Origin of the sequence: Sporofaciens sp. JLR.KK001, from assembly GCF_036941055.1 — a bacterium.
Classification (GTDB): Bacteria; Bacillota; Clostridia; order Lachnospirales; family Lachnospiraceae; genus Sporofaciens.
Map to the genome: position 1 here is coordinate 787338 of NZ_JAYMNO010000002.1, position 12035 is coordinate 799372.

Genomic DNA, 12035 nt, shown 5'->3' on the forward strand with positions numbered 1-12035 from the left:
TCACCTGAACAGCTTGGAGAACAGATTATCCTGCTGCTTTCCGTGGCTCTGGACGTCCGAATAGGCAACACTGTCAATATTTCCCGACAGATCCACCTCACCCTTCTCCACACTCAGCCGGTTCACATGCAGGTCCGTGCCTTTGACCATCATCATTCCCTGCTCTGTTTCAAGCAGGATCTCATTCAAGTCAAACGACAATACATCGACCACCCCTGTCACCAGACTGGTCTTCCGGTTATTGATCACCAGTTTATGATTTTTCTGTACGGTTCTTTCTTCCATGCGCTTCACAACCTTTCTTAATAATCATATGAAAGGCCGGCGGCATTTATTACAAATATTTGAACAAGTCTCCTGCTTCATCCTTCTTTGTTGTGTCCCTGATGTCCAAAACTTCGACCTTGACCGTCTTCGTCCCAAACTGGATCTCGATAATATCCCCCACTTTGACCTTCACAGATGCCTTCGCCACCTGTCCGTTCACGGATACACGCCCCGCATCGCACGCCTCGTTCGCAACTGTCCTGCGCTTGATCAGCCGCGAAACCTTTAAAAATTTGTCTAATCTCATCACTGCCTCCTTCACAACCAGACAGGGAAGACGTTCCCTGCACATAAAAAGGGTGCCTTCGGTGTTATCACTCCTGCGGCACCCTGATCCCCACTATTTATCCATCTGTTCCCGAAATCTCTTCTCCCCTTCTGTCCGGATCAGATCCCGAAAACACAGACTTATACAACGGATTACTCGTTAACAGCGTCCTTCAATGCTTTGCCTGCCTTGAACTTCGGCGCCTTACATGCATCGATCTTCATAGTCTTGCCCGTCTGCGGATTCCTTCCTTCTCTTGCAGCTCTCTTGCTCACCTCAAAGGTTCCGAAACCAACTAGCTGTACCTTGTGCTCTTTCTTCAGTTCGTCCGTTACAACGTCGATAAAAGCCTTCAACGCCTTCTCAGAATCCTTCTTGGATAATTCTGCCTGGTCGGCAATCGCTGCTACTAATTCTGTCTTATTCATGGATAATTTCCTCCTCTTGTTTCATAGAATCCCTTATTTTATTCTATCATCTTAATACGGCCTCTATTCCCATCCGGGCAGCCCATGACGCATACCCCACTGGCGGGCATAACTGCCGTCCGACAATGTATCCCTGTCCCATAGAAGACCTATAGTTAAAGTTATAACCGCTTTCTAAGTAAATGTCAAGGCAAATTCTTTAGTTTTCCCCGTATTTTCAAGGTTTTCCGATATCTTTAGAGCATCTTATCGATCATAGCCAGAACTTCTTTCCCCAACTTCGCTGATTTTTCGTCGGCGTCTGCAAGAGAAGCTCCCTTAATCCCATAATAGAATTTGACCTTCGGCTCCGTTCCAGAAGGTCTTACGCACAGCCACGCGTCGTCGGTCAGGTCATAATACAGAACGTTGGACTTCGGAAGGCCCGTCCCTGTCACTTCGCCCGTCGCGATATCCTTGATCGTCTCCGCCTGGTAATCTCTTGCCTTCACAACCTGATATCCTCCAACCTCTGCCGGCGGATTCTTCCGAAGCGTCTCCAGGATCTCCTGGATCTTCTGAAGCCCTTCGATCCCCTTCAAAGTGATAGACTGAATATCATCCTTATAGTAGCCGTACTTGTCATACATGTCCACCATGGCATCCCACAGCGTCTTACCCTGGGTCTTATAATAAGCGGCAGCCTCGCACAGCGCCATCGTAGCCACGATCGCATCCTTATCCCTTGCATGGGTTCCGATCAGGCATCCGTAGCTCTCCTCGAATCCAAAGAGATAGCTGCCCTTGCCCGTCGTCTCGAATCCAAGGATCTGCTGTCCGATAAACTTGAAGCCTGTCAATACCTCAATCAGACCGATCCCGTATCCCTTGGCAATGGCGTCCGCCAGATTCGATGTAACGATCGTCTTGATCAGATATCCGTCGTCCGGAAGCCCATACAGCGCTTTGCGCTGGCCGATCTCATAATCTGCGAGAAGACATCCCGACATATTCCCTGTCAGCACCTTATATTCACCGGACTTCGCATCCTTCACATACACACCGAGACGGTCCGCATCCGGGTCCGTCGCAAGTACCAGATCCGCGTCCACTTCCTTCGCAAGCTTGAGCCCCAGTTCGAACGCTTCCTTCGCCTCCGGGTTTGGATAAGACACGGTCGGGAACTCTCCGTCCGGAAGCTCCTGTTCCTTCACAACATATACATTCTCGAAACCTAACTCCTTCAGGATACGCCTTGCCGGAATATTCCCGGTTCCATGAAGCGGGCTGTACACGATCTTCAGGTCCTTGCCCACTGCGTCAATAGAATCCTGATGGATCACCTGCTTCTTAAGCTCTGCAATATACCCGTCGTCCACGGCCGCTCCGATCACCTCATACATCCCGGCTGCCTTCGCTTCCTCAAGCCCCATGGTCTTCACGGTATTGTACTCTGTAACAGCCTTCACCTCGTCCATGATACCCTTGTCATGCGGCGGCGTGATCTGTGCTCCGTCCTCCCAGTACACCTTATATCCGTTATACTCCGGCGGGTTATGGCTCGCCGTGATATTGATACCTGCGATGCATCCAAGAGAGCGCACCGCATAAGACAACTCAGGCGTAGGACGCAGCGACTCGAACACATATGCCTTGATCCTGTTCGCAGCAAGGCACAGAGCCGCTTCATCTGCGAATTCCGGCGACATACGGCGGGAATCATACGCGATCGCCACACCCTTCTTCTGCCCGTCCTTGCTGATGATATAATTCGCAAGTCCCTGGGTTGCCTTCCTTACCGTATAGATATTCATTCGGTTCGTCCCTGCGCCTATAATCCCTCTAAGCCCGGCCGTACCGAATTCAAGGTCCTTATAAAAACGCTCTTTGATCTCGTTGCCATCCTCTGCAATACTTCTCAGTTCTTCCTTCGCAGCCTCGTCAAAGTACGGGTCGTTCAGCCATTCTTCATATTTCTCACGATATTCCATTTTAGTACCTCCTGTCCTTAATATCTCTATTATACTCTGTAATTAAGGCACTGACAAACTTTTTCTTATGTATTCCGGGAAATTTTAGATAAAACGCCGCTGCATCGGCAGACAGGTTACAGGCGAAAAGAAAATACTTCTTCCAGGAATCTCTTCTTTTCCTCCGTCTGCCGGATCGCCATGTGCAGCTTCTCTATGCTCTTCGCCGAGATCCACGCTTTGTTCGAATGATAATAGGAATTCGCAATTTTCCAGAACTTCTCCGGATAAATCAGCCGAATCCTCAGATATTCCGTCTCTTCCCGCGAAAGCGGCCGGATCGCCGAATAGGCATTCAGCATGTTATCTCCAAGCCGTACCTTCCAGCCCTGCTTCTCCATCACCTTCCGGAGGAAATAATACAGATCCTCCACCTGCACGTCTCTCTTAAATTTCTCGAAATTCGTAACCGCAATATGATATGGTTCTTTCCTGTGCTGATAACCTCCTGTGAGCGGTTCCGCCGGAAGCATCAGTATATTATGATAATTATATTCTCCGTGGGTCATGCAGCAGTTCTCCACACTGTCTCGATACAGCCTGTCATAGTCTGAATCCTCAAGCTCATCTACGGCTGCTGCCGCCCACTGATACATCTGCTCAAAATACTTCAAGAAAGCTGCCTCGAATTCTCCTTTGGGCGATATCCCCCGCATGAATTTGCGGACCTTTTTAAGCTCCCGGTTATGACGCAGATATTCCTCTCCCAGATGCGCGCCCGGAGTCACGCTGCCTGGCAGCTCATAACACATCAGCATATGCAGCTTCGCCAGATTCCCCGCTGCCGCCAGCAGCTCCGCAGGCTTCTTGACATCGCATTCCCGCCCCTGGAACCAGGATTTCAGAAGATACTGGTTCCCTTCCTCCAAAGCCGCAAGGTATCCTCCTTCCTTCGTCCGTATGATCCGGTCCGTCCAGATGTATCCCTGGTCCCGAAGATACTCATGCAGCTCATACAACGCAGGAATACGTTTTTCTGACACCTTCACTTCCTTGAGAAGCATAAGCCCCCGATCCGTATCGCATAAAACAGCACCCCTGGTCTTGCGGGTGCCGGCAACTTCTATATCATACTGTTCCAATACATTTAGTTCATACTCCTGCATATCCATCCCCTGCACTTATATTACATATTCTCTCTAACGTATGATGCAGATGATGGAAATATGCTTACATGCTCTCTATTTCTTTGTCTTGGGAGAGTATCCCGGGCCAGGCAGCGATACTCCAGACGGCTTCACGATTGCCAGAAGCTTCTCCTTCACGTTCATCTCCGGTTCTTCGATCACCACCTGCAGCAATTCATTCAGACAGACTCCGATCTCCTTCCCCGGCTCCATTCCTGCTTCAATCAGGTCTCTCCCGGTTACTGCCAGATCCTTAAGGGACACGCACTGCTTCTCCCTTAGAATCTCCCGGTACAGCTCCTCGATCTCATCCAGATTTCTTATCTTCTCCTCCCTCAAATACATGCTCTGAGCCAGCACATCCGCGCGGCGGACTTCCATATAGAGCGGAAAGATATCCTCCCCGATCTTATTCACGGCGCGGCGGACATTCTTCGCCGAAGACGGCATGCGATAGTCATGAAAGCCCACGAGCCTCGATACCTTTTGCAGTGTATCATTGTCGAATTTGAGACGCCTTAACACGTCTCTTGCAATCACCTGGCTCTGTTCGGCATGCCGCTTAAAATGCGCCACCCCGTCGGCATCCACCGTCTTAAACTCTGGCTTTCCCATATCATGTAACAGCATCGTAAGCCTCAGCACCTTATCTGCCCGGATATTCTCCATGGCGTGCAACGTATGCTCTCCTACATTGTACATGTGATGCGGCGTCTCCTGCTCCGTAGCCATAATCCGGTCAAACTCCGGCAGGATCACCTCCGTGATACCAAGTTCATATGCATCCCTAAGAAGCCCGGGCCTGTCAGACATCAGAAGCTTCACCATCTCCACCTGTATCCGCTCCGCACTGATCTTCTTAAGCGTCGGCGCAAGCGCCTGCATGCCGCGCCTCGTCTCATTCTCAATATCAAATCCAAGCTGCGCCGCGAACCGGATACCCCGAAGTATCCTTAAGGCATCCTCAGAAAATCGCTCTCTGGCATCCCCCACACAGCGGATCACCTTCGCCTTCAGATCCTCAGCTCCTCCGAAGATATCTACCAGCCCCTCCGTCCGGTTATACGCCATGGCATTGACCGTAAAATCTCTTCTCTTAAGATCCTCCTTAAGGCTTCTGGTAAATGTAACCTCCTTCGGATGCCGGCCATCCTCGTACTTCCCGTCGATCCGGTATGTCGTCACCTCAAAACCTTCCCCTTCAAGAAGCACCGTGACCGTGCCATGCTCGATCCCCGTATCAAATGTCCTGCCGAATAATTCTTTCGTCTCTTCCGGCGTTGCAGACGTCGTGATATCCCAGTCCCCGGGCTCCCTCTCCAGCATGGAATCCCTGACACATCCGCCCACCGCGTATGCCTCATATCCATGCTCCTGTAATCTTGTTATGATTCTGTCCGCCTTCTCTGGCAGATGAATGCTCAGCTTCTTCACAATATCCCCTCCGATTATGCTTTGGTTGTATATATCATACCACATTTTTATAATGGTTGCCAAATGATAGGCGAATACGCGCCGGAAGACACCGGCAGGCAGGATTCCCTGCATCAGAAAACGGAGAGCAAGATGCTCTCCGCTTCGCTGTGTCTTCTTTATCGTCCTGTCTTGTTAGCAGCTCTTTCTCCTCATTCGGATATAACCGCCAAACACCATACCCAAAGCTGCCGCCGTCAATAATACATACAGCATGATCGGTGCTGAATCTCCGGTAACAGGAGCCTTCGTAACAGAACGTACTGACGCATTGCCGTTATTGTTATTGTTATTGCCATTGTTGGTGTTGCTTCCGTTGTTGTTACCGCTTACGTTGTTGCCATTGTTGCTTCCGTTATTGTCATTGTTGCCGCTGTTGTTATCGCTTCCATTGTTGCCATTTCCATTGCCGCCGCTTCCGTTGTTGTCACCATTGCCATTGTTGCCGCCGCTTCCGTTATTGTCACCGCTTCCATTGTTGTTGCCGTTTCCATTGTTGTCACTGCCGCCGTCAGAATCATCCTTCACTTCTTTCCAACCTATGGCAATCGGAGACAGCCCCTTTACTTTGAATTCAATACCCTTCTCCGTTTTGGCAACATCGGGATATTCTATATCTCCTGCCTGAAAACCATTCATATCTGCTGTAAACATATGAGCCGCCGCAAAATCATGGGTATCCTTTCCTGTACCAGCCGGATACGGCAGCGTTACAGTCAGGCCGTCTGACGGGAAATCATCCTTCGTCACCTCCTGCCAGCCCGTTCCGTTAACATTTACCATAAGCTTAACATCATAAACAGCAACGTTCGTCTCTTCAATCCCGCTGACTTTATCCCGGAGCTTAAGCTTCATCTCCTGCTCGATCTTCTCCGGCGTATTCAAATTCTCCTTATCCTTGAAAGAATCCGGGACCTTGGATATACCGTTCTCTACCTCGGTCTTGTACATATTCTCATCTTCTGGTTCTTCTGTAATCGGCACGCTTATCTTATCATCAATCTTATTCGTACTCGTATTATAAATCTCCAGGGTCATCATATTCCCGTTTACCAGCAGACCGGTCACGATCCTCTTGTCTGCATCCTCATATTGATAGATCTTCTCGGGCGCTGTATCCTTCGACGGATCAAACGCGTATACAGAGTTACCTACATTAAAATATAAGACTCCTTTTGAACAGGAAAGCCTGGAAAAACTCATTGAATACATCGGCCATCCGTTTCCAAGATTCTCTATCTCGAAGCTGCCCACAATACTCTCCGTTCCGCCGGAATCTCTCTTGACCAGCGAAGCGCCTTTGTAAATAGTCGAAGGCGCACCCTCAACCGTACTGCCCTTGAGGTAATAGGACGCTCCGTCCACTGTATAGATAGCAGATTCCTGCAGCGGTGCCGTCTTATGCCAGGAATTATCATATCTGGCATCGTTACACGTGATATCATTGGCATCCCAATCATGCTTCGCATTTTGCATAGCAGAATCACTGAGCAGGAAATAGGTATGCTTGACATATCCGGTCTCCCCAACCTGACTGCTGGCAGTTGCGTCATCATAAGTAAGATCCGCATGATACCATCTGCCGTCCAGCTTCACATAATTCCATATATGGTTCATTGATTTGCTTTTACAATAGTCGACCTCTATGCCTGCCTTTTTAAGCAGCGCAGCATACGCAAGGGTATATCCCTGGCAGACGCCGATCCCATTCACCAGGGCTTCGTAGGCGTTCCTTTTTTCAATTCCCAGATTGTTGTTGGCATTCTGATCGTATACCATATGCTGTACCAGATAATCATGCAGCGCCGTCGCCTTCTGCTCATCCGTCATATTGCTTCCGATAACTTCCGCAAATACCTTGTCTATGGCAGCCCGGTACTTCACAACACTGTCCTGGTTATACTGCGGATTATAGGTAAACTGACACTTCTGCACAACCCCGTCCGATGAAGTAAAATACTCAGAACTCAGCACATAGAACAGATCTGGATTATCCTGTGCCACATCCGGCCAGATACGATTCCAATCATCGGCTGTAAGATTATAACCGGATAAATCGATCTCCTTATCCCAATTAACCATCGCCGCCGTCATCGCATCCCATGCGTTCTTCACCTGCTCGTCCGTTGCCGCTCTAGCGGCCGGTTCTGTATCTGCAGCCATTCTTTCCTGCTTTGCCGAAATTCCTGATACGGCATCTGTATCCCCGTCTTCGTTCTTATCCGCAGACGCATCTTCATCCGCAGACGCATCTTCATCCGCAGACGGCTCTCCATCCGTCCGTTCTGCCGAATCTTCCCCGCCGCAGGCCTGCAAATCCGCCTCACACACAGGACAATCTGCCTCCCTTGCCTCTTCCGTACATTGTGCTTCACAGATGCATCCCGGCTGATCCATATCCTGTTCCGGCACACTTCCCATTACCCCCGGGACGTTGTCCCCTTCTGCTCCCGCCGCAGATGCGGTGATCTGCATATGACTCACCGTATTGCCGATGAATCCAAGAATAAGAAGAAATACCAGTATCTTCTTACTATTATTCTTCCTTTTGATCATATTGCTTTTCTCCTATCTTTGTTCTGGTTTTATTTGTTCTTATCTTTCTTTCCCATCATAAATTACATTGTTCATTTCTTCAATGACGAAATTTTTCCAATGGGAAATTATAAAATTTCAGAAATTTATACCTAAAGGACATCCCCTGATGCATATCTTATATGCAAAACACTTCAAAGGTATATCGCATGTTAAATTATCTATGGGCAGGTATGATACTAATCGGCATTATATTCGCCGCATTCACCGGACGGATGCCGGATATCACTAACGCCGCGCTTGATTCTTCCAAAGAAGCAATCACTCTGTGCATTACTATGATGGGGGTAATGTCGTTCTGGGTCGGACTTATGGAGATTGCTGGGAAAGCCGGCATCATCCGCGCTGCTTCTATCCGAATACGGCCTCTGGTCCGATTCCTGTTCCCCGGCCTTCCGGCCAATCATCCGGCCGAAGAACATATTACTACAAATATCATCGCCAATGTTCTGGGGCTTGGGTGGGCGGCAACGCCGGCGGGATTACGGGCGATGGAAGAGCTTTCTAAATTGGAAGATGAGCGAAGAATGGGTAGAATGCCTGGTATGGTAAGGAAACGTGGAACCGCCAGTAATGAGATGTGTACATTTCTTATCATTAACATATCTTCGCTACAATTGATTCCGGTAAATGTAATTGCATACCGGAGCCAGTACGGATCAGTGAACCCGGCGGCAGTCGTGGGGCCGGGGATCGCGGCTACGGCGGTAAGTACGATTGTGGCGGTGGTATATTGTAAGATGATGGACGGGAAGTGGAGGATATAATATCTTCCGCTTTCGTAGTATTCAAGAATAAACGAAAATGAGTTTTGAAAGTATATTGAGAGAAACTGATTTTTAGGGTATACTAAGTAATTAAGATGTAAAGCTAACAGATATCCGGTTTGTATAATATAAGTTAAAAAATCTGAGGAGGAAACGATATTGAGCATGATGAGCGATTTGAAAGGAATTAGCATTCAACAATATAAGACGGATATTGGATTTCGTACTCTGGTAGAAGGTGTAAACGAAAATTTGTATATTATACCCAAATATCAGAGAAAATATCGTTGGAGTAAGGAACAGGTTATATCGTTAGTTGAATCATTGATTCGTGGTTTACCGATTCCGCCAATTTATACTTGCAGAAACAAGGAAAATCAATTGGAAATCCTGGATGGACAACAGCGCGTTTTGAGTTTATTTTTTTATTATATAGGTTATTATTTAGATAAAAGAAAAAATAATTCTGTAGATTTTTCAGAGATTCAAGTGGATAACGGTTCTTTTAAGGAAGCCTTGACAAGCCAACTGGCATTAGAAGAACTTCATATTCAATTAAAAAATGAAGATGAGAAAAATTTTAATGTAGATTATGCCGCGCTTCCCATGGAAATGAAAAGACGCATAGACTACACGTCAATTACTGTTATAGAGATAAAAATTGATGACGAAAAGCAGCGTACAAAAATATTAAGAAAAATTTTTGAAAATTTAAATGCAAAAGGATCTCTTTTGACGCAGCAGGAATTGAGGAATGGAATATATGTATGTGATTTTTATGCCATGCTGCAGGAATATAACAGGCATGATGATAAATGGCGAAAAATATGGGGGAAAGAGGATGCTGCGGAACGCGACATGGAAACTCTTTTGCGGTTTTGCGCATTGAAAAAGTATGTTAGGATTGAGCAGAAGGACTCAATAAATTTTAATTTTATTATAGAAAACTATCATAGTTCCTATACAAAATTGTTAGACAAGTTTTCAGAAGAATCCATGAAATTTGATAAAAAACAAATTAAAAAATATAGAAATAGTTTGAGTTGCTTTTTTGATTTGTTTAAAGTAAATGTAACGCAGTCATCAAAGGTGGCCTTATTAGAGAGTTTCTATATTGTTTATGAGAAATTGGGTATCCATAAACCAGTTACATCTACAATATATAACAAAATACTGCATGATCCAAGATATATATCCCATGCGCGGCAGGGAACAGTTAAAATGAAAAGCATGAATGAAAGGTGGAAAACAGTGTATGAAATTTGGTCTGGAGATGATAAATCATATCATTGACAAAATATCTAACGAAGAATTACCTTATACAGACAACATTATCATAGGGGAAAATTCTAGCGGAAAAACATTGTTACTAAAACTATTTATAGAAAAAATAAAGGATGACAGAGCTGTATATTTTATTGATGCAGTTAACCGTGGATTTGATGTAAAAAAAGTATCTAAAACAAATAAAAGTCCAAAGTATAAAAAAACGATTTTAGACACAAGACTGCAAGACGAGAATTTTAATTTGGTTGATTCTTTTAATTGTTTTGGGACTTTAACAGAAAGGATAGAAATTATTTATCAATTATATGAAAAAGAAGTCCAAGATTTATTTTGTGAATTAACAAACGACAGCTTTAAAATAGATTATGATGCTCCATTAGGGGAAGTAAATTTTGGAAATGGAAAGGGACTCTTATCAAGCGGTTATCAGGCAATAGTACGCATATTACTTGAATTACTGTATTATCAGGATATGGAAATTGAAACGAAGGCATTGCAATATGCGTGGATTGTAATAGATGAATTGGACGAATATTTATCTCCCAGATATTCTGCTGCAATTTTAAAATTTTTGAAGAAAACATTTCCGTGGGCAAGATGGATTGTAACAACACACTCTTGTGATTTAGTAGCATCCTCAAACGATTCTAATATAATAATTTTAGATAATGGCAGTTATGAAGTTGCGGATAGTAATGACTACACATCTATTTCAGAAGTGCAGATTATTTTTGACCGAATATTCGGAAATAATGAAGCCTTTGAATCAGAGATAGAAAATACATTAAGAAGATTGCTGAATAATAAGATTAGTGGCGCATGGGGAAAAAAAGATGAAGAATGTCTTGAACAGATAGGAAACGGGAAATTGACTGCTTCACAGCAAATAATTTTACATCAAATACGAGAATGGTGATTGCTAAATGGAAGATTTTTTGTTACTTGAGATACCCGTATTTCAGCCGCATTATAAAAAATGGAAAAAATATGGTTATGCAAATTCAATAGAAAGAAATAATTTAAAGGACACTTTGGAAGAAAGTACAGGTGGATATTGCATGTATTGTTATACACGGATTCGCGTAGATGGAAAACTATATGCTAATTTAGAACATGCAATTGAAAAAAGTAATTCAGATAAATTGATTGAATGTGTACCTAATATAGGGCTGTCTTGTCCGGTTTGTAACCAGACATTTAAACGTATTGGAGAAAAAAGGAGAAAAATACCCAAAAACGATATTACTCAATATGAGGAATCCAGTAAATGTTCAACAAGCTGCCGTAAACAATGTACCGTTCCTTGTAAATCATTAAGGAAATTACAAAAGAAGTACAGTAGTCTTACTGATGCGGAAATTATATTACAGCCTATAGGTATTCAAGGTACGGATTCAAATGAAACACTAGTTTTACAGTATAATGTTATGAATATGGAATTTGAACCCGCCAAAGATTCACATACATATTCTGATAGGGAACTTCGATTTATAGAAGCGCACATAAAAAGATTTCGATTAAACGACCCTCCATTCCGTACTCGGCAATTATTTGATTTTGTAAAAAATGTTATAGATAATAATGGGAACCTCCCTGAATACGAGTACAATAATTTAATCGTAAAGTTATTTTGTGAGAAACTGGCGAACAAATCATCAGAAGAAATACTCAAGATTTGTAAAAGTATCTTTATTATTACATTTGCTAAAATGTAGAGAGTGATTTCACAAGGATAGTCAACTATAAATTATCTT

11 protein-coding genes are annotated in these 12035 nt (G+C 44.8%); 4 read left to right on the top strand and 7 right to left on the bottom strand.

The annotated features are described in order from the left end of the window. The 7 genes from yabP to VSQ62_RS28985 all read right to left on the bottom strand — a co-directional run bounded on the left by yabP (position 1) and on the right by VSQ62_RS28985 (position 8188). The gene (gene yabP, locus VSQ62_RS28955; protein WP_334638344.1) at positions 1-285 is read right to left on the bottom strand and encodes a sporulation protein YabP; all 285 of its coding nucleotides are present in this window, start codon (positions 283-285) and stop codon (positions 1-3) included. A gap of 49 nt (positions 286-334) precedes the next feature. Further along, on the bottom strand, positions 335-574 hold the full coding sequence (locus tag VSQ62_RS28960) for an RNA-binding S4 domain-containing protein (RefSeq protein ID WP_334638345.1): 240 nt from the start codon (positions 572-574) through the stop codon (positions 335-337). Between the two features lie 173 nt (positions 575-747). Next, positions 748-1023 carry a non-specific DNA-binding protein Hbs gene (gene hbs, locus VSQ62_RS28965; RefSeq protein WP_334638346.1) on the bottom strand — a complete coding sequence of 92 codons (276 nt, stop codon included), beginning with the start codon at positions 1021-1023 and terminating at the stop codon, positions 748-750. A gap of 236 nt (positions 1024-1259) precedes the next feature. Continuing rightward, a complete protein-coding gene (locus VSQ62_RS28970) occupies positions 1260-2993 on the bottom strand; it encodes a phospho-sugar mutase (RefSeq protein ID WP_334638347.1) in 1734 nt (577 codons plus the stop codon). 116 nt (positions 2994-3109) lie between these two features. Continuing rightward, positions 3110-4138: a CotS family spore coat protein gene (locus VSQ62_RS28975; RefSeq protein ID WP_334638348.1), complete on the bottom strand. Its 1029-nt coding sequence runs from the start codon at positions 4136-4138 to the stop codon at positions 3110-3112. A 75-nt stretch (positions 4139-4213) separates the two neighbouring features. Further along, complete coding sequence (locus VSQ62_RS28980) at positions 4214-5584, bottom strand: CCA tRNA nucleotidyltransferase (protein ID WP_334638536.1); 1371 nt, start codon at positions 5582-5584, stop codon at positions 4214-4216. 183 nt (positions 5585-5767) lie between these two features. Next, entirely contained in the window at positions 5768-8188 is a 2421-nt protein-coding gene (locus tag VSQ62_RS28985) for a transglutaminase domain-containing protein (protein WP_334638349.1), read from the bottom strand. A 188-nt stretch (positions 8189-8376) separates the two neighbouring features. Here VSQ62_RS28985 and VSQ62_RS28990 point away from each other — a divergent pair, with 188 nt between their 5' ends. The 4 genes from VSQ62_RS28990 to VSQ62_RS29005 all read left to right on the top strand — a co-directional run bounded on the left by VSQ62_RS28990 (position 8377) and on the right by VSQ62_RS29005 (position 11996). After that, positions 8377-8994 (top strand): nucleoside recognition protein, encoded by a 618-nt coding sequence (locus tag VSQ62_RS28990; protein WP_334638350.1) that lies wholly within the window; start codon positions 8377-8379, stop codon positions 8992-8994. Between the two features lie 165 nt (positions 8995-9159). After that, the gene (locus tag VSQ62_RS28995; protein WP_334638537.1) at positions 9160-10287 is read left to right on the top strand and encodes a DUF262 domain-containing protein; all 1128 of its coding nucleotides are present in this window, start codon (positions 9160-9162) and stop codon (positions 10285-10287) included. Then, on the top strand, positions 10250-11197 hold the full coding sequence (locus tag VSQ62_RS29000) for a hypothetical protein (RefSeq protein ID WP_162210288.1): 948 nt from the start codon (positions 10250-10252) through the stop codon (positions 11195-11197). The genes VSQ62_RS28995 and VSQ62_RS29000 overlap by 38 nt, the downstream gene beginning before the upstream one ends. Before the next feature lie 7 nt (positions 11198-11204). After that, a complete protein-coding gene (locus tag VSQ62_RS29005) occupies positions 11205-11996 on the top strand; it encodes a hypothetical protein (RefSeq protein ID WP_162210289.1) in 792 nt (263 codons plus the stop codon). The last annotated feature ends 39 nt before the right edge of the window (positions 11997-12035 follow it).